This is a genomic window from Streptomyces sp. NPDC005775, from assembly GCF_042871565.1.
In the GTDB taxonomy this organism is placed as follows: Bacteria; Actinomycetota; Actinomycetes; order Streptomycetales; family Streptomycetaceae; genus Streptomyces.
Genome location: NZ_JBIAIU010000001.1, coordinates 348639 through 368455, shown reverse-complemented (window position 1 = coordinate 368455; position 19817 = coordinate 348639). Strand labels below are relative to the sequence as shown.

General features: G+C 67.8%; 14 protein-coding genes. 6 read left to right on the top strand and 8 right to left on the bottom strand.

Features of this window, described 5'->3' with window-relative positions:
* Window positions 1–51: 51 nt before the first annotated feature.
* The 3 genes from ACFYPA_RS01610 to ACFYPA_RS01600 form a co-directional block, all read right to left on the bottom strand.
* Complete coding sequence (locus tag ACFYPA_RS01610) at window positions 52–345, bottom strand: antibiotic biosynthesis monooxygenase (RefSeq protein WP_359080472.1); 294 nt, start codon at window positions 343–345, stop codon at window positions 52–54.
* Window positions 346–377: 32 nt separating this feature from the next.
* A complete protein-coding gene (locus ACFYPA_RS01605; protein ID WP_389128736.1) occupies window positions 378–2939 on the bottom strand; it encodes a GH32 C-terminal domain-containing protein in 2562 nt (853 codons plus the stop codon).
* A 217-nt stretch (window positions 2940–3156) separates the two neighbouring features.
* Window positions 3157–4119, bottom strand: coding sequence for a carbohydrate kinase (locus ACFYPA_RS01600; protein WP_359079856.1), 963 nt, complete (start codon window positions 4117–4119; stop codon window positions 3157–3159).
* Between the two features lie 247 nt (window positions 4120–4366).
* On the opposite strand from ACFYPA_RS01600, the gene ACFYPA_RS01595 reads away from it, so the two are divergent.
* The 4 genes from ACFYPA_RS01595 to ACFYPA_RS01580 all read left to right on the top strand — a co-directional run bounded on the left by ACFYPA_RS01595 (window position 4367) and on the right by ACFYPA_RS01580 (window position 8433).
* Window positions 4367–5389 carry a substrate-binding domain-containing protein gene (locus tag ACFYPA_RS01595; protein WP_359079857.1) on the top strand — a complete coding sequence of 341 codons (1023 nt, stop codon included), beginning with the start codon at window positions 4367–4369 and terminating at the stop codon, window positions 5387–5389.
* Between the two features lie 128 nt (window positions 5390–5517).
* Entirely contained in the window at window positions 5518–6513 is a 996-nt protein-coding gene (locus tag ACFYPA_RS01590; protein ID WP_359079859.1) for an ABC transporter permease, read from the top strand.
* On the top strand, window positions 6510–7343 hold the full coding sequence (locus tag ACFYPA_RS01585) for an ATP-binding cassette domain-containing protein (RefSeq protein WP_359079861.1): 834 nt from the start codon (window positions 6510–6512) through the stop codon (window positions 7341–7343). Before ACFYPA_RS01590 ends, ACFYPA_RS01585 begins: the two co-directional genes overlap by 4 nt.
* Before the next feature lie 73 nt (window positions 7344–7416).
* Window positions 7417–8433: a LacI family DNA-binding transcriptional regulator gene (locus ACFYPA_RS01580; protein WP_359079863.1), complete on the top strand. Its 1017-nt coding sequence runs from the start codon at window positions 7417–7419 to the stop codon at window positions 8431–8433.
* A gap of 138 nt (window positions 8434–8571) precedes the next feature.
* Here the strand turns inward: ACFYPA_RS01580 and ACFYPA_RS01575 are convergent, their stop codons facing one another.
* The 5 genes from ACFYPA_RS01575 to ACFYPA_RS01555 form a co-directional block, all read right to left on the bottom strand.
* Window positions 8572–10053 carry a glycoside hydrolase family 32 protein gene (locus tag ACFYPA_RS01575; RefSeq protein WP_389128731.1) on the bottom strand — a complete coding sequence of 494 codons (1482 nt, stop codon included), beginning with the start codon at window positions 10051–10053 and terminating at the stop codon, window positions 8572–8574.
* A 76-nt stretch (window positions 10054–10129) separates the two neighbouring features.
* Window positions 10130–11002 carry a carbohydrate ABC transporter permease gene (locus ACFYPA_RS01570; protein WP_389128728.1) on the bottom strand — a complete coding sequence of 291 codons (873 nt, stop codon included), beginning with the start codon at window positions 11000–11002 and terminating at the stop codon, window positions 10130–10132.
* Between the two features lies 1 nt (window position 11003).
* Window positions 11004–11930 (bottom strand): sugar ABC transporter permease, encoded by a 927-nt coding sequence (locus ACFYPA_RS01565; protein ID WP_359312407.1) that lies wholly within the window; start codon window positions 11928–11930, stop codon window positions 11004–11006.
* Between the two features lie 72 nt (window positions 11931–12002).
* A complete protein-coding gene (locus ACFYPA_RS01560) occupies window positions 12003–13304 on the bottom strand; it encodes an extracellular solute-binding protein (RefSeq protein WP_389128725.1) in 1302 nt (433 codons plus the stop codon).
* Between the two features lie 144 nt (window positions 13305–13448).
* Entirely contained in the window at window positions 13449–14483 is a 1035-nt protein-coding gene (locus ACFYPA_RS01555; RefSeq protein WP_359079869.1) for a LacI family DNA-binding transcriptional regulator, read from the bottom strand.
* Between the two features lie 607 nt (window positions 14484–15090).
* Here ACFYPA_RS01555 and ACFYPA_RS01550 point away from each other — a divergent pair.
* The gene (locus tag ACFYPA_RS01550; protein ID WP_389128722.1) at window positions 15091–17880 is read left to right on the top strand and encodes a GH32 C-terminal domain-containing protein; all 2790 of its coding nucleotides are present in this window, start codon (window positions 15091–15093) and stop codon (window positions 17878–17880) included.
* Between the two features lie 334 nt (window positions 17881–18214).
* A complete protein-coding gene (locus ACFYPA_RS01545) occupies window positions 18215–19564 on the top strand; it encodes a VCBS repeat-containing protein (RefSeq protein WP_359311895.1) in 1350 nt (449 codons plus the stop codon).
* The last annotated feature ends 253 nt before the right edge of the window (window positions 19565–19817 follow it).

The window sequence follows — 19817 nt, the reverse complement described above, 5'->3', positions numbered from 1 at the left end:
GCCGACCGGAAGTTACTGGGTTCGCGCAGCGTCCTGGCAGTCACTATGCCGTCAGGACTCGGCATCAAGGAAGGTCAGGCGAGAGGCGGTCTCCTCGATCAGTGGGGCGAGGGCTGTGTTGAAAGGGTCGGCGTACGGAGCCGTGAGGTGACGCTGAAACGCGGCCTCGTCCTGGTACGCCTCGAAAATGAGGTAGGCGCGAGAGTTGGACGCCTTGGTGTAGACCTCGAAGGACAGGTTGCCGACCTCCTTGCGCACCGTCCGGGTGTACTCCCGCAGAAGGTGTGCGACCGCGTTCTCCGCTCCCTCGCAGGCGGTGAATTCGGCAAGCAGAGTCTTCTTCACATCCGGTCCCTTGCGGTCGGGGATCACGCGCGTCACTTCCGAGAGGATTCGACGTGCCAGACGCGGGCGTGGTCCAGCTTCACCGAGCCGTTCTCGGCGAAGACCTCCACTCCCTGGCTGGCGGGATCGGGGAAGATCTGGTCCGTGATCACCGCTTCGCCGCTGCCGCCGAAGACCTCCACGGATGACCAGTCGACCACGATCCGCAGCTTCACCTTGCCCTTCACAGCGTGCAGGGGCGCGCGCTGGACGCCGGCAAAGGTGTCGCTGAAGTCCACGGCGCCGGATCGGGTCCGGTCGACGTACAGCTCCTGCGTCGTGGTGTCGTAACCGATGACGGTCTCCTCTTCGCCTGCACCCGTGCGCACTTTGATGCCGAACCTTTCGGCGTCCTTGAGGGAGAAGGCCGCCTCGATGTCGAGGGCCTTGCCCTTGGCCGCGCCGCGTCCCAGGGGCCGTGACGTGCTGGTCAACGTGGTGCCGGCCGACGCCACCGGTCGGCCCTCTCGCAGGGAGGTCAGGCTCCTCACCGGTTCGCTGGTCAGCTTGATCCGGCCGTCCACGGTGCGCAGGCCCATCTGGCGGGGGATGCTCTGCGCGCTGCGCCAGGGGGACGTGGGGATGGAACCGCTGTAGTCCCAGTTGTTCATCCACCCGATCATGTGCCGCGTGTCGCCCGGTGTGTCCTCCCAGGACACGGCCGCGTAGTAGTCCCTGCCGTAGTCGGCCCAGTCGGCACGCTGCACGGCGGACCTGGCGGGCGTTGCCGCAGCGGTGAACTGATCGGCCATGATCTGGCCCCAGCCGCCGGTGTTCATGTCGACGATCTGGATCTGAGCCTTCTTGCCGGCGTACGGGTGCATGTCGATGGAGGCCCAGTCCAGCGTCTCGCTGTTGGATCCGGTCGCGCTGCCGACGACCTTGCCGTCGACGACCAGGTTGACGGACGTCTCCCGGGAGATGGGCTGGGCCCGGGTGTCGGAGAGCACGATGTGGTCGACGTTGATGTGACCCCAGCCGCTCGCATTACCGTCGACGATCTGGATCCGGGCCTTCTTGCCGAGGAGCTCGCGGACGTCCCATGAGTCCCAGTTGAGTGCCTCGCCGTCGTGGCCGGTGGCGCTGCGCACCACCTTGCCGTCCACGAGGAGTTCGACGGCGGTGGGCTCGGCCTGGTTCGCGGGATGGTTGCCGCCGCCGATGAGGAAGTTGACGTAGTTCTTGTCGATGGTGAACTCCGGCGAGGTGAGGCTGCCGGTCGTGGAGTCTCCGTTCAGGAACGAGTTGGCCAGACCACCGCCGAGGAAGCCGGTGACCTCCTGCTGGCCGGCGTGACTGCCGGTGGCCGGCGCGGTTCCGAAGGCGTCGCCCGCGACCGTCCAGCCGCCGTAGGTGCCGCCTTCGAAGTCGGCGAGGGTCGTTCCCTCGGGCGCAGGTCCTCGTTCCTGTACGGTGCCGGCCTGGTGGGGGTGCCGCCCGCCGGCGACCTTGAAGTTGAGGTAGGGGCTGTCGACGGTGAAGGCCGGGGAGGAGAGGGTCCCGGTGCCGCCGTCACCCGCGTGGAAGCTGTTGGCAAGGCCCTTGCCCTCGAAGCCGCCGACGGGTCCTTGCCCGGTCAGTGCCCCGCTCGTCGGACCCTGGCCGAATGCGGTGCCGGTAGCCGTCCATGTGCCGAAGTCAGGCTTCTCGAAGTCCTGCATGACGGTGCCGGTGGGCGGGGTGTAGGAGCCCTGGTCGTCGGCGGTGAACTTCGTGCCGTCGAAGTCACCGACGAAGTACTGGGCGCCCGAGCCGCCGGCGATGCCACCGGGGTTGATGTTGACGACCAGGACCCACTTGACGTTCTTCTTGTTGCCGTCGACCGCGAGAGGGAACAGGTCGGGGCATTCCCATACGCCGCCGGCCGCCCCGGACGGCCCGAACTCGCTGAGCAGGTCCCAGTCCTTGAGATCCTTCGAGGAGTAGAACCGCACCTTGTGCTCGGTGGAGAGCGACACCGTCATCAACCAGCTCTTGGTCGGCGCGTACCACTGGACTTTGGGGTCGCGGAACTCCTTTGAGCCGATGTCGATGACGGGATTGCCGTCGTACTTGGTGAACGTACGTCCGCGGTCGGTGCTGTAGGCGAGCGACTGGGCCTGCGTACCGGTGCTTCTGTCGTAGCTGGTGTAGATCGCCACCATGGGCGGGTTCTTCTTCGTGCCGAAGCCGGTGGTGTTGTGCCAGTCGATGACGGCGCTGCCGGAGAACACCATCTCCTCGTCGTCGTGGGACAGGGCGAGCGGCAGCTCCTTCCAGTGCATGAGGTCGGTGCTCACCGCGTGTCCCCAGGACATGTCGCCCCAGGAGTTGCCGTTGGGGTTGTACTGGTAGAAGAGGTGGTACTCGCCCTTGTAGTACACCAGTCCGTTGGGGTCGTTCATCCAGTTCTTCTGCGGCGTGTAGTGGAACTGAGGCCGGTAGGTCTCGGTGTACGGCCGGGTTCCGGAGGCTACGGCCTCGGGTGTCAGCAGGGCCGCGGACAGGGCGCATACGGTTGCGGTCGCCGCGATCATCCGTGTGCGGGCATGCCGGGTCATGCGTCTTGAAGTCATGGTGTCTCCTGGGCTGCGGCCGTTTCCGCAACCGGGTGCTTCCCGGCGCGCGGACGGAACGAGAGGGGAGGATCTGCCGACGCTTCGCACCGCGTCGGCCATGAATGTCATCGTTGACTTATGTCAGCGATGACACCTGGTGGGCCGATGATGGACGCATCCCGGCCGACGCGTCAACGGTCGGGACGCGTTTTCCCCGGTTCGACCGGGCCGCCCGTCACACGATGCTCTGTGATGTGTACTGCGGCAGCTGGCTCGGCCACGGAGGATTCGGGCCGGCGACCGAGCAGGTCAGGGCCGCGACGTGGGCGGCGAACAGGCAGGATTCCGCCACCTCGTCCAGGCGGAGAGCGGTCAGCCGCCCCCCGAGGAGTCCACGTGCGCCCAGGTGGTGCAGCAGACCCGCCGTGAAGGAGTCACCCGCCCCGACCGTATCGACGACCCGCGTCGTCACGGCCGGCACGTGCATCCGCTCGCCGTCCAGCGAGACAAGCGCGCCATCGGCGCCACGTGTGACCACGACGAGGCGTGCGCCGGCGGCGTGCCAGACGTCGCATGCCTGCTCGAGGGGCATTTCCGGCAGCAGGAGCCCGAGGTCTTCCTCGCTCAGCCGCAGGATGTCCGCGAGGTCGCACCAGCGCCGCAGTTTCGCGCGGTAGGTCTCTGGACGCACCAGCAGCGGCCGGACGTTGGGGTCGATGCTGATGGTGGCCTGGGGCGAGGCCGTTGCCAGGAACTCCTCGACCGCCGCCGCCCCGGGCTCCCGGACCAGGGCGAGCGAACCCGTATGCAGGCAAGCGGTGGAGGAGAGGTCCACACCGGCCAGTTCGGCGCTCGACCACTGCCAGTCGGCCGTGCCCTGCGCGTGGAACGAGTACGCGGCCTGTCCCTGGGCGTCCAGCTCCGCCACCGCCAACGTGCTCGGCTCCGACGCCACGACGGTGTGCGACAAGTCCACCCCTGAAGCCTCCAGGTGAGCCCGGAACAGCCGGCCGAACACATCCCCGGACAGTCGAGCGAGGAAGCGGGACGGAGTGCCCAGGCGAGCCAGGGCCACGGCCGTGTTCGCCGGCCCCCCACCGGGCAGTACACGCAGGTCGAGCTCATTCGGAACACTTGCGGGCCGGGCGAACGCGTCCGCGACGCATTCGCCCAGGACGGTGATCTGACGCGGACTCATGGACTGCTCTTCTCTGACGAACGGATGGGCAAACCGAGTTCGCCGCGGCACGGGCGTTGCGGCTGCGGGTGAGTGACGGCCGGGGACGTTGCCGATTTGTAACATCGGCAAACCATTGACGTGCCCGGGAGACGGAGTCCATCATCCTCGGCAAGCAGTGTCAACGATGACATAAGTCAACGATGACATCCCGGGACGGCATGCTTCGATGCCGGCCGAGCCGCACGAGATCCTGCAGGAGTCGTTCATGCCTCGCACCATTCGTCTGACCCCCTCTCTGATCAGAGCCGCTGCATGCACGGGTATCGCGGCTCTCACCCTGACGGCCTGCGGGTCCGGGTCCGGCTCGGACTCCGCGAACTCCGGCTCGGGCCGCGTCAAGGTCGGCTTGATCACCAAGACCGACACCAACCCCTTCTTCGTGAAGATGAAGGAGGGCGCGGAAAAGGCGGCCAAGGAGAGCGGCGCCCAACTGATCTCCTCAGCAGGCAAGTTCGACGGAGACAATGCCGGTCAGGTCACCGCCATCGAGAACATGGTCGCCTCGGGAGTGAAGGGCATCCTCATCACCCCCAGTGACTCCAAGGCGATCGTGCCCGCCCTCGAGAAGGCACGGGCCAAGGGGATCATGGTCATCGCCCTGGACTCCCCGACCGATCCCCAGAGCGCGGTCGACGCCCTCTTCGCCACCGACAACCTCGCGGCCGGCAAGCTGATCGGCGCCTACGCCAAGGCTGCCATGAAGGGCAAGGCAGCCAAGATCGCCACCCTCGACCTGGCGCCGGGCGTCGCCGTCGGCGTCCAGCGGCACGACGGCTTCCTCAAGGGCTTCGGCCTCGGCGAGAACGACCCGGCCATCGTCTGCTCCCAGGACACCGGAGGCGACCAGGCAAAGGGCCAGACCGCCATGGAGAACTGCCTGCAGAAGGCACCCGGCATCAACGTCGTCTACACCATCAACGAGCCGGCCGCGCTCGGCGCGTACACCGCCCTGAAGGCCAAGGGAAGGGAGAAGGACGTTCTGATCGTCTCCGTGGACGGCGGCTGCACCGGGACGCAGGCCGTCAAGGACGGCAAGATCGCCGCCACCTCCCAGCAGTATCCGCTGAAGATGGCCGCCGAAGGTGTCGGGGCGGTCGTGAAGTACGCCGAGGACGGCAAGAAGGCGACCGGTTACACCGACACCGGCGTCAGCCTGATCACCGACAAGGCACAGGCGGGGGTCGGATCGAAGGACACCGCCTACGGCCTGGACAACTGCTGGGGCTGAGTCGCCCCTCCGGCCCGAGCGGCCGCAGTCCGAAACCCATGGGCGGGGTGGCCGGCCCTGCCCGATCAGGGGCGGCCGCCCCCACCCGTCCTCCCCGAGGACCGCTGCTTTTCCGACAAGGACTTCGCATGACAGCCACAATCGCGCCGTACGCCGAGCTCAAAACGCCGACCACGGCCCGCAGACTTCTCACCGCGCCGACCACCGGCCCCCTGGCCGCTCTCCTCCTCGCCTGTGTGTTCTTCTCCCTGTCGACGGACCAGTTCCTCACAGGCGGGAACTTCTCGCTGATCGTGCAGCAGGTCATGGTCGTCGGCACCCTCGCCATCGGCCAGACCCTGATCATCCTCACCGCCGGCATCGACCTGTCGTGCGGCGCCGTCATGGCGTTCGGCAGCATCGTGATCGCCAAGACGGCGGCCGAGGGCACCCTGTCCCCGCTCCTCGCCATCACCATGGGTCTGGTCGTCTGCGGCGGCTTCGGACTCCTCAACGGGCTTCTGGTGCAGAAGATCCCGCTGCCTCCGTTCATCGTGACACTCGGCATGCTCAACGTGGCGTTCGCCCTGACGCACATCTACTCCGAGGAGCAGACCGTTACCGGCCTTCCCGGCCCGCTGACCGCCCTCGGAAAGACCTTCCCCCTCGGCCGGACGGACATCACCTACGGCTCCCTGGTCACCATCGTTCTCTTCCTGCTCCTGGCCTACGCCCTCAGCAGCACCGGCTGGGGCCGGCACGTCTACGCCCTCGGCAACAGCCAGGAAGCCGCACGCCTCAACGGCATCCGCACCTCCCGTCTGACCATCGGCATCTACACCGTGGCCGGCGTGCTGTACGGACTCGCCGCCCTGCTGCTCATCTCCCGCACCGGCGTCGGCGACCCGCAGGCAGGACAGACCGAGAACCTCGACAGCATCACCGCCGTGGTCCTCGGCGGTACCAGCCTCTTCGGTGGACGCGGTTCGGTCCTGGGCACCTTCATCGGTGTCCTCATCGTCGGTGTCTTCCGCAACGGCCTCCAACTGATGGGTGTGGCCTCCATCTACCAGACCCTGATCACCGGGATCCTCGTGATCCTCGCGGTGACCGTCGACCAGATGTCCCGGAGGAAGGCCCGATGACCACCACCACTCCCACCCCCGTTCTGCAGGCCCGCGGTCTGGTCAAGCGCTACGGGCAGGTCACCGCCATCGACGGCGCGGACTTCGACCTGATGCCCGGCGAGGTCCTCGCGGTCATCGGCGACAACGGCGCCGGCAAGACCAGCCTGATCAAGGCCCTCACCGGTGCGGTGACACCCGATGCGGGCGAAATACGCCTCAACGGTGAACTCATCCACTTCTCCGGGCCGCAGAGCGCGCGCGCCCACGGCATCGAGACGGTCTACCAGGACCTGGCCGTGGCCGCCTCGATGGACATCGCCTCGAACATGTTCCTGGGACGTGAACTGCGCCGGCCCGGTGTCCTGGGAAGCGCCTTCCGCATGCTGGACAAGAAGCGCATGCGCCAGGAAGCTGCCGAGCACATGGCCGACCTCAAGATCGGTCTCCGGTCGCTCACGCAGGCCGTCGAGACCCTGTCAGGCGGACAGCGGCAAGCCGTGGCGGTCGCGCGTTCCGTCGCCTGGGCGCGCAGCGTCGTCGTCATGGACGAGCCCACCGCCGCCCTCGGCGTCAAGGAGTCCGGGCAGGTCCTCGACCTGATCCGCCGGGTCCGCGACAGAGGCATGCCCGTGGTCCTGATCAGCCACAACATGCCGCACGTCTTCGAGATAGCCGACCGGATCCACGTGCACCGGCTGGGGCGTCGCGCCGCCGTGATCAAGCCCTCCGACCACAGCATGGCCGAAGTCGTCGCCATCATGACCGGCGCGCTGACCCTTGACGAGGGCGGAGGTACTGTCATAGCGGATTCCCAGGCCGCCAAGGCAGCGGGAGTCCAGGCCACCTGACACCCGACGAACCACTCACAGGTTCCGGCCGAGGCCGCGGCCGGAACCGACGAGCACAGGAGAGCCCCGCTCCATGGCAGCGAACCGCCGCCCCACGTTGGCCGACGTCGCGCGAGAAGTAGGCGTCAGCGCCAAGACGGTCTCCCGGGTGCTCAACGAGGACGGACCCGCCTCGGCCCGAACCAGGGAACAGGTTCTCGCCGCCGTGGCCAAACTCGGCTTCCAGCCGAATCTCATGGCTCGCAACATCCGTGTCGGAGGACCCGACACGACCATCGGTCTCGTCGTTCCCGACCTCGGGAATCCCTTCTTCGGAGCGGTGGCCGGTGGCATCGAGGACGTCGTGCGTGACCGCGGCCTGACCTTGCTCATGGGGTCCTCCGCAGACGAACCCGCACGCGAACGGGGCCTGACCGACAAGTTCCTGGCCCGTCGCATCAGCATCCTGATGGTCATCCCGTCCGTCGGCTCCGACCACTCCCACCTGCGGAGCCATCGGAGCACGGGGCTGCCCGTCGTCTTTGTCGACCGGCCGGGAGCCGGGCTGACCACGGACAGCGTCGTGAGTTCCAACCTCGCGGGGGCACACGAGGGTGTCGCCCATCTGATCGCCCACGGCCACCGCCGCATCGGCTTCGTCGGTGACCTCCCCACCAGCCTCTACACCCGCCGTGAACGCCTGGCCGGATACCGCTCGGCCCTGGCGGAAGCCGGCCTCCCTCACGACCGCTCCCTGGTCATCAACGCCCACGACCAGCGCGAGGCCTCCGTCTGCACTTCCCGCCTGCTGGGGTTGGCGACTCCCCCCACCGCCCTGTTCGCCGGCAACAACATCGTCGCACTGGGCATGGTCGCCGAACTGGCCCGGATCGAGCGGAAGGACGTCGCCGTGGTCGCCTTCGACGACGTGCCACTCGCCGAAGCACTCGAACCCGCCCTGACCGTCGTGGCCCAGGACCCCGAGGAGATCGGCCGAAAGGCAGCGGAGACGGCCCTGGCACGTCTGGACGGCGACCGCTCCCGCGCCCGCACCATCACCGTCCCCACCCGGCTGATCGTCCGAGGATCGGGCGAACTCGCTCTTTCCTAGGCGCAGGAGGCCGAAGACAGTGCGGGCCGGCAGCCCGTCTGCCCGGGATTCCCCGTACGCCGACGATACTCGTCGCGACTGTCGCAGGACTGCGTAGAGCGGGCACCGCGCTGAACAGGTCCGGTCAGGCGCGCCCGGTCAGACAGGGAGACAGCCGGTCGGCACCCATCCTCCAGCCGCAGGAGTCGGCTCCCTCAAGGCGTCTGCCTGGCACAGGTCCCAGGCTTCGACCGCGAACTCGCTGCGCAGGGTGCCCGTCGTACGGGCCTGGAGCCGCCACGGCCCTTCGCCCAGTGGGTAGAACCGCAGGGTGAGGACCTGTTCGTCGGCCAGGTAGATCTCGGCTATCGAGCGGTCCACGATCACGCGTAGTTCGACGGGGCTGCCCGGGCGCTTCATCGCTGGGAAGGGCAGGGTGTACGAGCCTCCCCTGGCCCGCGTGTCGAGCGAGGCGTGAGTGCGGTCCACGGTGAGGTGCCCAGCCGTGGGGTCGAGACGAATGTCGAGGTATTCGGCGCCATCGGCGGAGGTGATCAGTCGCAGCCCGCTCGTCCCAGTGGCGTCCGGAACGAGGGCGGCGGCCAGATCGAAGGTATGGCCGACTTGGCCGAGCTCGGCCGGTTCGGCCTGTGTGACGTGTCCGGTTCGGTGCAGCGTGCGTGCACCGCGCTGAGCGAGTACTTCGCGAGCGGGGCGTTGGACGACCGTTCCTTCGGCCGTCAGACTCACCTCACGGGGGAGGGTGAGGACACCGGCCCAGCCCGCCTCACGCGCCCAGGCGTCCTCGCGGGCCTCCCACGCCCAGGCCCACAACAGCCACCGGTCGTCCCCGGGGGCCTTCAGCAACGCGGGGGCGTAGAAGTCAGGGCCGTGATCCAGAGGCGCAGGGGGCGAGTCCGCTGCGAAGCGGCCGTCTTTCTCGCGGCCGGTGTGGACGGTGGTGTGACTGGGACCGTTCTGCGGGGTCCAGTCACTGACGATCAGTGCGCTCCGGTCGCCGAACGTCGCGTACTGCGGGCACTCCCAGCCGACCGGGGCGGTGCCGGCCGCGGCGCCGCTGGTGTGGAAGGGTCCGCGGTACGTCCAGTTCTCCATGTCATCGGACTCGTACAGCAACGCCGCGGCGCAGCCGTCGTCGAGGGCGGAGCCGACCAGCATCCGCCAGCGGTCGTCCTGCCACCACACGTACGGGTCTCGGTACATGGTGGTGCCGGCAGGGGGCTCAGGGATGAGCAGTTGGGGGCGTTTGGCCCAGGTGCGGCCGTTGTCCCGTGACTCGGCGGTGGTGATGGGCTGCCACCAGCGGTCGTTTCGGTGGGCGGAGTAGAAGGCCACTATGCGGTCGTCGACGGAGACGGCGTTGCCCGAGTAGCAGCCGTCGGCGTCGTAGCCGTCGGGCGTGGGGGCAAGGGCGACGGGGAGGGGCTCCCAGTTGATCAGATCGGGGCTGCGGAAGTGGCCCCAGTGCACGTTCGAGTGCTGCGGTCCGTACGGGTTGTACTGGAAGAACACGTGGTAGTGGCCGTTGTGGAAGACCAGCCCGTTGGGGTCGTTGATCCAGTTGTGGGGCGGTCGCAAATGGAGGACCGGGAGGTGGGGGTCGGCAGGCAACGCGGACACACAGGGCCTTTCTCGGGGTGCGCGAAGCACACGGAAGTCATCAGGAGGAGGGCGAGCGGCTCGGGGGTGCCGCGGATCAGCCCTTGACGCCGCTGGAGGCGATGCTGTTGACGAAGGAGCGCTGGAACGCCACGAAGAGCGCCAGGATCGGCACGGTGATCATGGAGGAATACGCCATGATCTGGCCCCATCCCACATTCAGCTGGAAGAAGTAGGAGATACCCACCATCACCGGCCGCAGCTCCTCGCTCTGCACGACCATCAGCGGCCACATGTAGGAGTTCCAGGCCGGCAGGAAGGTCAGGATCGCCACGGTGGCGACGGCCGGCCCGGACAGCGGCATGACGATGCGGCGGTAGATGGTGAACCAGCCGGCGCCGTCCACGATCGCTGCCTCGTCCAGTTCCCTGGGGATGCTCTGGAAGTACTGGTGGAAGAAGAAGATGGAGAAGGCGTTGGCGACGAACGGCAGGATCTGCACCTGGTAGGTGTCCATCCAATCGGTGCTCCACTCCAGGTGGAATCCGTTGACGTTCAGCAGCGGAAGCTGGTTGACCCACCACACCAGCGGCAGTGCGAAGGTCTCGAACGGCACGATGAGAGTGGCGATGATCGCGGTCAGGACGAGCTTGCGGCCGGGCCACCGCATCCGTGACAGGGCGAAGGCGGCCAAGCTGTTGACGACGATGCCGAACACCACGGTGACCGAGGAGATCAGCACCGAGTTCAACAGGAACCGTGCCGCCGGAACTCGCTCGAACACCGCTGTGTAGTTGTCCAGCGACAGGGCCCCGACCGGCAGGAACGCGCGCAGGGAGTCCAGGTCGCCGAAGATCTGGTCGTCCGGCTTGAACGACGAGACGAACATGAAGACGAGTGGCAGTGCGAAGACCAGGGCCAGGACGATGCGGCCGGTGTGACCGCCGAGGTGCTTGAGGAAGGAAGCCATGTCAGTCCTTCTCCCGGGTCAGGAAACGCTGGACGAGTGACACGCTCAGTACGAGCACGAAGAAGATCAGCGAGACGGCCGCCGCGTAGGCGGTCTGCTGCTGGTCGTAGCCGCTGTGCACCGCCTGGTACACGACAGTGGTGGTGGAGTCGAGTGGGCCGCCCTGCGTCATCACCCTGATCTGGGTGAAGAGGCTGAGTGCCGCGATCGTGATGGTGACGAGCACGAACGTGCGGGTGGCGCGCAGTCCCGGCCAGGTGACGTGGAGGAAGCGGTGCCGGCCGGTGGCTCCGTCGAGGTCAGCCGCCTCGTACAGCTCGGCGGGGATGGTCTGCAGCCCGGCCAGCCAGATGATCATGTGGAAGCCGACGCCCTGCCACACCGACATCAGGATGATGGCGGGCATCGCGGTGGCCGGGTCGCCCAGCCAGTCCGGCCCGTGCACATGGCCGAGGGTGAGCGTGGAGAGAACGTGGTTGACCAGTCCGTCCTCCCGGTACAGGAAAGTCCACAGGAGGGACACCACGACCATCGAGGTGACGACCGGCAGGAAGTACACGGTACGGAAGAAGTTGACGCCGCGTACCTTGGCGTTGACCAGCAGCGCCAGCACCAGGGCGAGTCCGGCCTGGAGGGGGACGACGACCGCGGCGAAGTAGGCCGTGTTGCGCAGGGACTTGTAGAAGGTCGGATCCTGGAAGAGAAGGGTGAAGTTCCTCAGGCCCACGTAGCGGGCCGGAGTGGGTGAGACGAGTTTCGCGTCGGTGAACGCCAGGGTGAAGGCCAGAACGACCGGGACGACGAGGAAGACGATCAGCAGCACGACGGCCGGGGTGGCCATGCCGAAGGCGGTGAAGCCCTCACGGCGACGGGCGTTGGTCGTTCGGGTTCGCCGGACCGGACGCAGCCGCTCGCGGGCTGCGAACATGGTGGGCACGGAATCTCCAGGGGAGCGGTCCGGTTCGGACGGCGTGGTCGCGCCCGAACCGGACCGGACGGGTCAGTTGGAGTAGTAGTTGTTCGTCTTCAGGTTGTTGTCGATGCCCTTCGCGGCCTGACCGAGAGCGTCCTTCGGGTCGGCGCCGGCCAGGATGTCCTTGGATGCCTTCTCGAACTCGGTGGAGATGTATGGGTAGGCCGGGGTCGCGGGGCGCACCATCGCGTACTTGCGCGCGAACTCGACCAGCACGTCGAACTTGCCGCCCGGCTGGTAGTCCGCGATCTGCTGCGCGGCCTCGTCAGTGGCCGGGATGGTACTGGTGGCCTTGGCGTAGTCGACGAAGTACTTCGTCTGACGGGAGAACTTCAGCCACTCCTGCGCACCGGCCTTGTTGGAGCAGGTGGAGCTCATCGCCCACTGCCAGGAGGCGCCGCCGATCTTGGGCCCGTCACCGAAGTCCACCGGCGGGATGATCGCCAGGTCGTCGCCGAGCTTCTCGGCGTTCTTGGCCGCATTCCAGCTGCCGTCCCACTGGATGGCGCTCTTGCCGGCCAGGAAGTCCTTGTTGGGGTCGGCTCCGGACTTCTTCGCCATGTAGTCCTTGGCCACCAGCGAGTGGAACCAGGTGGCCCACTCCACGGCGTTCTCACCGTCCAGGGTGCCGGAGGCTGTCTTGTAGTCGCCACGGTCGACCAGGTCCCCGCCGAAGCTTTGCAGCTGCGGGGAGTAGGCGTAGGACCACCACTCGCCGGTGCCGCCGGTGCCCATCTCCAGTGGGTACTCGAACTTTCCGCTCTTCTTCAGCTTGGCGAGTGCCGCGTCGAACTCGTTCTTCGTCCAGGGCGTGTCCATGGCGGGGACACGGACACCGTTCGCGTTCAGTACGGACTTGCGGGCGAAGAAGCCCAGCGAGACATCGTAGAAGCCGAACGAATAGAGCTTGTCGTCGTACCGCCCCACGGTGCTGGCCAGTTGGCTGAGTACGGGCACTTCACTGTCGGAGACGTCGATCGGGGACAGGTAGCCGCCCCACGCCCAGTTCGCCACGTTGGGGCCGTCCACGTCGAGCAGGCAGGGCAACTTGCGGGCGGAGGCAGCCGCGACGACCGAGTTGTTGTAGTCGCTCTGCGGAAATGCCTGAAGCTTGACCTTGTAGGTGTCCTGGGAGCCGTTGAAGTCCTTGATGATCTTCTTGACGACATCGAGTTCCACCGAGTTGCCGGCGTTGTGCGTCCACAGGGTCAGCGTGTCGCCGCTGGCACCGGACGTACCCCCGCTCCCGGACGTACACCCCGCGACCAGGGCGGTCGCCGCCGTGACGGCTACACTGACAACAGCGAGGCGTCTTGTTCTGAACAGCATGAGGTTCCTCCATCTCACTGAGACGGGTCTTGCAGGACCCGGCCTCGGCGACCGGTTACGACGGTCGCTGTTTTTGGTGGTCGTCCCGCCACCTGCCCGAAGTCATCGGTGCGGGCGGCGGGACGACTGTCTTCGGTGCCGGTGTCAGCCGCTGGTGGGTGCGGCGAGGGAGGCACGGTTCTGCAGTGGCATGGGCACGCGGTGCACGACTGCCTCGAGCGGGCCCGGGCGGAGAATCAACTCCATCGCCAGATGCCCGAGCCGGTAGTGCGGCAGCCGTAGCGTGGTAAGCGCCGGACGCAGCACGGAGGCGATGTCCTGGTCGTCGAACGAGATGACCGACACATCGCCGGGCACCGACAGCCCTGCCTCTCCGAGTGCCTGGTAGGCGCCGAAGGAGACGCGATCTGCCAGACACACCAGGGCGCGGGGCCGGTGACCGGCCGCCAGCAGGGTGGACACCTCGCGGTGACCGTCAAGCGTGTCCCAGTCGCACTCGATGACGCCTTCCAGTCGTGCCCCGCCCTCTCGCAGGACCTCCTCCAGACCGCGCATGCGCTCGTTGCCGGCGATGATTCCCTCAGGGGTGGCCGGAACGGCCTGGTGGCCGCCGATCGCCCAGATGCCCTCACTGTGACCGGCCGCGAGCAGCGCCCGGGCCGCATCCCGTCCCGCCTCGAACTCGTCCGGGACGACGGAGGGCGCGTCGAAGTCGGGGGCCAGGCAGTTCAGCAGGACCACGCGGCGCCCGAACAGCTCCTTCGGCGGGGTCACGTACCGGGTGAACATGGACGCGTAGACCACCGCGTCGACCTGACGGTCCAGCAGTGCGTGGACCAGTGACGACTCGGTGGCGCGATCGCCGCCCGCCTCGGTGATGAACAGCAGGTGGTCGCGCTCCCGGGCAGCCTCCATGGCCCCGCGGATCACTTCGCCGGCGAACGGTGTCGTGGTGATCCGGTCCGAAACGAGCCCGATCGTCTGGGTGGACTTCGTCCGCAGACTGCGCGCCGTGACGTTCGGGCGGTATCCCAGATCCCGGGCGGCCTCCAGGACTCGTTCGCGGGAGGCGTCGGAGATGCGCATGTCGGTCCGGCCCGACAGGGCGAACGACGCGGTCGTCGGCGAGACGCCCGCCCTGCGGGCAACGTCGGCCATGGTCACGCGGCGTTCGGACATCAGAGGATCAGCCCCGTTCAGCTAAATCGGATTAGCAAGGTGTGACGAGATTGCTCCACCCGTCATCCACTGTCAACACCCCGGACATCTCACCTGCGTAACGACGTCCTTATGTGCCGATTCCGGCGCCTCCGGGGGATGCAAAGCGAAGTGTGTCTGCGTTAGCTCTTGCTTTAGCTGCGTCGGCGCACGAACCATGCCGACCCATGACCTAAATCGAATTGGCGACCCGTCAGGTGACGGTCGGCGACCCGTGGGCGCCTCCCGTGTGCACGGCACGGCAATGGCAGGGCCCGCCGGCCGCCGCACCAAGTGACCCCTCCGCACCGCCTTCGGCCTCACCCTCCACATCGGCGACCGGAAGCCGGGGACACAGCGTCGTAGCCGATGCCGACATCCCCTTCAAACCCCTCGCCTCCCATAGCCGCTGCCTCGGCCGTGTCGCGTCCGGGGTCGGTGCCCCGCTCCACCCGCTCATCTCGACCCCACACCACCGGAGGTTCGTATGCGAACCCGCTCGACAGCGAAACCCGCGACAGCGAGCAGAGGCAACGTGCTGCGCCTTCTGCTCGCGCTCGCGATATGTCTCGGTCTGACGTCACCTCTGATGTCGGAGCCCGCCAGTGCCAGCGGGACCACCCTGTCCAACCCCGGCTTCGAGACCGGCGACCTCAGCGGTTGGACCGCCACCGGGACGGCCTTCAACGGGGCCGTCACCGACGACCCCGGCTGGGGGTGGGGATGCTGCTTCAACCAGGAAGGCACCCACCACCTGTGGGGCTTCGCCGGTGGCGGGGACGCCGCCACCGGAACCGTCACGTCCGAACCCTTCACTCTGACCGGCACGGGAATGGTCAGTGCCCTGGTCTCCGGCGGCCGCAACGAAGCTCAGTTGTACGTCGCACTGACCACCCTGGACGGAACCGTCCTCCACAAGGCGACGGGCACCGACGACGAGGCGTACCACCGCGTCACCTGGGACGCCCGCGATCACCTCGGGGAACAATTGCGTATCACCGTGGTCGACCGGGCCACCGGCGGCTGGGGTCACATCAACCTCGACGACGCGCGAGTCGGAATCGACAGGGCACCCACCCCCGCCCAGGAAGGGCTCGCCGCCTACTGGGACTTCGCCGAGGGCCGGGGCACCGCGACAACGGAGCAGATCAGCCAGGCCGCGGACCCCATCAGCTACGTCTTCAACGACGCGGTGTACAAGCCGGACAGCGACCCCCTGTGGCGCACAGAGCGCGAGGAGGAAGGCGTGCTGTCCGGCGCCCTTCTGTTCGACGGCTATTCGACCTGGGTCACACGCGCTGCCTCACAGACGCAGCTCCCCACCGACGGCATGACCGTCGAAGGGTGGGTCGCACCGCGCGCCTTCGAATGGGGCGACGACGGCAAGCCCTCGGCCATCGTCAACCAGCAGGACAAGGCCGCACACCGCGGCTTCTCCCTCGGCGTCGGCCGGCACGGGGTATGGGAATTCGGTGTCGGCACCGGTGACGCCTGGTACGAGATCAAGGTGCCGAAGTCCGCCGCCCTGGCTGCCGGGAAGTGGGCCCACCTTGCCGCAGTGTTCGCGCCGGGCGAAGGCGCCATCAGGCTCTACCTGAACGGCGAACAGGTTGCCCGGACCACCATCCCCACGAATGCCCGGATGGCCAAGGCCGACGTCCCGATGATCATCGGACGCCACAACCAGCCCACCATCATCAACGGCACGTTCGCCGTAAACATGTTCAACGGCTTGATCGACGAGGTGAAGGTCCACACCGGCCCGCTCACCGCCGCCTCGGTCGCGGCGAGCCATCAGCAGGATCTCCGGACGTTCAGCGGGAGCCGCATTCCGGAGGCCCGTATGGCCATGGACCGCTCGCGCTACGACGGTGACCGCTACCGCCCCGGCTACCACTTCACCGCCCCCAACCACTGGATGAACGAGCCCCACGCGCCCATCCAGGTCAATGGCAAGTACCACCTCTTCTACCAGCACAACTCCCACGGCCCTTACTGGCACAACATCGGCTGGGGTCACGCGGTCAGCGAAGACCTCGTCCACTGGCGGGACCTGCCCGTCGCTCTCGCCCCCACCGCCGACAGCGTGGCACCCGACGGCGTGTGGTCCGGGGACTCGACGCTCGATGAGAACGGAGTCCCGGTCCTGCTGTTCACGGCCGGCAACGACTCCCAGCGCCCCAACCAGGCCACCGGCCTCGCGCGCCCCGTCGATCCCAGCGACCCCGACCTGGTCGAGTGGAAGATGCACCCCACCCTGGTGACGAGTCAGACAGCCGACCTGAACGTCGGCGCCGGACGGAAGGTCCGCTTCGGTGACTTCCGCGACCCGTACGTCTGGAAGGAGGGGGACATCTGGTTCCAGCTGATGGGCTCGGGTGTCCAGACCACCTCGGGCACCGACATCGGCGGAACCGCCCTCCTCTACACCTCCGAGAACCTCACCGACTGGACGTACGCGGGCCCCCTGATGGTCGGTGACGTCGCGGCTCATCCCAAGACCGGCCAGGTATGGGAACTGCCCACCTTCCTGCCCATCGGGAAAGACGCCCAGGGCCGCCAGCGCCGAGCACTGCTCGTCAACCCGGCGTTCCCCGCCGGCCCCGGCGAGTACAGCAGCAAGTACGTCTACTACTGGGTCGGCACCTGGGACGCCCAGGCCCGCCGATGGACACCCGACACGACCGAGCCCAAGCTGATGGACTACGGCGACCACTTCACCGGCCCGAGCGGAACGGTCGACGACAAGGGGCGTTCCCTTGTCTTCAGCATCGCGCAGGACCGGCGCACGGAACGCGCCCACTACGACGCCGGGTGGGCCCACAACGCCGGCCTCCCCATCGAGCTGTCCATGCTTCCTGACGGAGACCTCGGGTTCAGCCCCGTGGAGGAGGTCTCCCGACTCCACACCGGCGCGCCGCTCCTGGACATCAGCGAACCGACCTCCGTCAACGACGCCAACACACGCCTGGCCGGCGTCGGGGGAGACATGCTCCACATCAAGCTGACCATGGAGCAAGGCACCGCCGGCACCTTCGGACTCGACGTGCTGCGCAGCCCCGGGGACGAGGAGCGGACCCGCCTGTTCTACGACGCCCCCGCAGGACAACTGGGCGTCGACCGCACACGATCCGGGAACAACTCCAGCGCGGAATCCGACCTCGGGATCCAGAAGGGCCCGCTCACGCTGTCCAACGGGAACCTGACCCTCGACGTGTTCCTGGACCGCTCGATGATCGAGGCATACGCGAACTCACACAAGTCCATCACCACTCGCGCCTACCCCTTCCGGCAGGACTCCCTGGGCCTGCGGCTGTTCGGCGAGGGCAGCGTCATCAAGTCCATGACCGTCTGGAAGATGGGCAGCATGGCCGACTGACCGGACCGCACATACAGAGAGCACGGTGGCTACCGGCCCCCTGTCCGCACCCGTTCGGTCCACAGCCTCATGGCTGCGGACCGAACGGGTGCTTCCAGCGCCTCGGAGTCGCGGCAGCTGACGCCGTAGGCAGGAGCCCCTTCCCCATGAACCGGTCATACCCAAGCCCGCGGGACTACCCGGACGACGCCGGGATCCAGCCGGAAGAAGCTCTGGTTCAGCGCCGTACGCACCCCGTGGACGGGCAAGGGGGACAGGATCGTCGTGCATCACCCCCGTAACGAAATGATCCCCTTCCTTGTGCGGGCCGCGTCCACGCCCGTGAAGTGGGCTGATGCACTTTCCGACAGCAGGCGGACCGTTCTTCCGCCACTTGCGAATCCGGCACGCCGTGGCGGCCTCCCTCGTAGTGGTGGCGGTGGTGGCGGTGGTGGCGTTCCTCGTCCTTCGGCCGTCCGGCGGCGCGCGTGCGGTCCCCAACAGCCCCTGCCGGGCCGTCGCTTCGGCGCGTGAGGCCACACCCGCGACCCCCGACCTCGATGGGGACGGCTTCGTCGATCTGGTGCACGAGGTCTCCGAGACGGAGAACTTCGACCTGTTCGTCGTGCCCGGCTCCGAGCACGGTCCTGACCCCGACCGCACGACCGTCTTCGCGCACGACGACCTCGGTGTGCCGCACGACGTCCAGACGGGCGACGACCCCTTGCAGCCCACGGTCGCCGACCTGGACGAGGACGGCCACCCCGACCTCGTCGTGAGCGGCGCCGCCCAGGTCCTGTGGGGAGGCCCCCGGGGCCCGCGGGTCGGCGGAGCGCACGGGCGGGTGGCGCTGCCGGGCAGTGGATACAGCACCGCGCCGGTCGCCGGCGACTTCGACGGGGACGGCCACACCGACCTCGCGGTGTTCAGGGACTCGAGCGAGGCTCGACAACTGGTGCTCCTCAAGGGGCCGTTCAAGCGCTCCGGCGCCCCGGCCGGGGCCGTGGAGCTCCCCAGCCCGGTCCACGAGGGCGCGTCACCCGTGCTGGTCGCCGGGGACGCGAACGACGACCGCGCCACCGACCTCGCGCTCTACGACTCTCCGTGGGATCCGCCCCTGCTGTTCACAGGCGGCGCCCGTACCCCCGGTGGCCTGAGCAAGGAGCCGGAGCGGCTGCCGGAGGGCGAGAACATCGTCTTCGGCGACTTCGACGGCGACGGGCGCCAGGACACCGCCATCGGTCGGAGCTTCGTCGACAGCTACGACGAGGTCGACACACCCCACCGGCGCGGCCAGGTCAGCGTTCGCTACGGGAAGGAGCCGGGGAAGTGGGTGACCATGGACGGCGGCGACTTCAAGGAGGGCTTCGGCGCCAGGCTCGCCGTCGGGGACTTCGACGGCGATGGCTGCGACGACCTGGCCGTTCAGCTCACCAAGAAGAAGGAGGCGGGGGACGCGCGGATCGAGGTGCTGCGGGGCGGCTCCGAGCACGGGCTCGGATCGAAGCCCTGGCGCTCCACCAAGCGGTCCGTGCCGGGTGACGAAGGCCCCCACGACGGCACGCTCTTCGCCGTCCACGACTGGGACGGCGACGGCCGCGCGGAACTGATCCTTCTCGGCGAGGACAGGTGGTGGATCACCGACGGAACGGGCCACGACGAGGCATCCTTCCCGGTCGCCCCCGGCAAGGATCAAGGTGCGTAGGCACATCTTGCCGTCCCGTGCACGTAGTCCCGGGCCCCGTACCGTTGCCACTCGGCCGCCTCGGCGATCACGCCGTCCGGCAGACCCTCGACGGCTCAGGCGTCCCCGCACCGCCGAAACCGGTTGTGCACGGTGGACCAGGCGCCGTATAGGCGGCGAGCTATGCGGGCGGAGCGGGTGCTGGGGTGCGTGCCGGGCGGTTGGACTTTCCCGCACGACCTGTTGGAGGTTCACCGCGAAGCCGTACAAAATC

Coding starts and splice junctions, on each gene's coding strand:
- ACFYPA_RS01605 (WP_389128736.1), bottom strand. CDS start 2,939: ATGACTTCAAGACGCATGACCCGGCATGCCCGCACACGGATGATCGCG.
- ACFYPA_RS01600 (WP_359079856.1), bottom strand. CDS start 4,119: ATGAGTCCGCGTCAGATCACCGTCCTGGGCGAATGCGTCGCGGACGCG.
- ACFYPA_RS01595 (WP_359079857.1), top strand. CDS start 4,367: ATGCCTCGCACCATTCGTCTGACCCCCTCTCTGATCAGAGCCGCTGCA.
- ACFYPA_RS01590 (WP_359079859.1), top strand. CDS start 5,518: ATGACAGCCACAATCGCGCCGTACGCCGAGCTCAAAACGCCGACCACG.
- ACFYPA_RS01585 (WP_359079861.1), top strand. CDS start 6,510: ATGACCACCACCACTCCCACCCCCGTTCTGCAGGCCCGCGGTCTGGTC.
- ACFYPA_RS01580 (WP_359079863.1), top strand. CDS start 7,417: ATGGCAGCGAACCGCCGCCCCACGTTGGCCGACGTCGCGCGAGAAGTA.
- ACFYPA_RS01570 (WP_389128728.1), bottom strand. CDS start 11,002: ATGGCTTCCTTCCTCAAGCACCTCGGCGGTCACACCGGCCGCATCGTC.
- ACFYPA_RS01565 (WP_359312407.1), bottom strand. CDS start 11,930: ATGTTCGCAGCCCGCGAGCGGCTGCGTCCGGTCCGGCGAACCCGAACG.
- ACFYPA_RS01560 (WP_389128725.1), bottom strand. CDS start 13,304: ATGCTGTTCAGAACAAGACGCCTCGCTGTTGTCAGTGTAGCCGTCACG.
- ACFYPA_RS01555 (WP_359079869.1), bottom strand. CDS start 14,483: ATGTCCGAACGCCGCGTGACCATGGCCGACGTTGCCCGCAGGGCGGGC.
- ACFYPA_RS01550 (WP_389128722.1), top strand. CDS start 15,091: ATGTCGGAGCCCGCCAGTGCCAGCGGGACCACCCTGTCCAACCCCGGC.
- ACFYPA_RS01545 (WP_359311895.1), top strand. CDS start 18,215: ATGCACTTTCCGACAGCAGGCGGACCGTTCTTCCGCCACTTGCGAATC.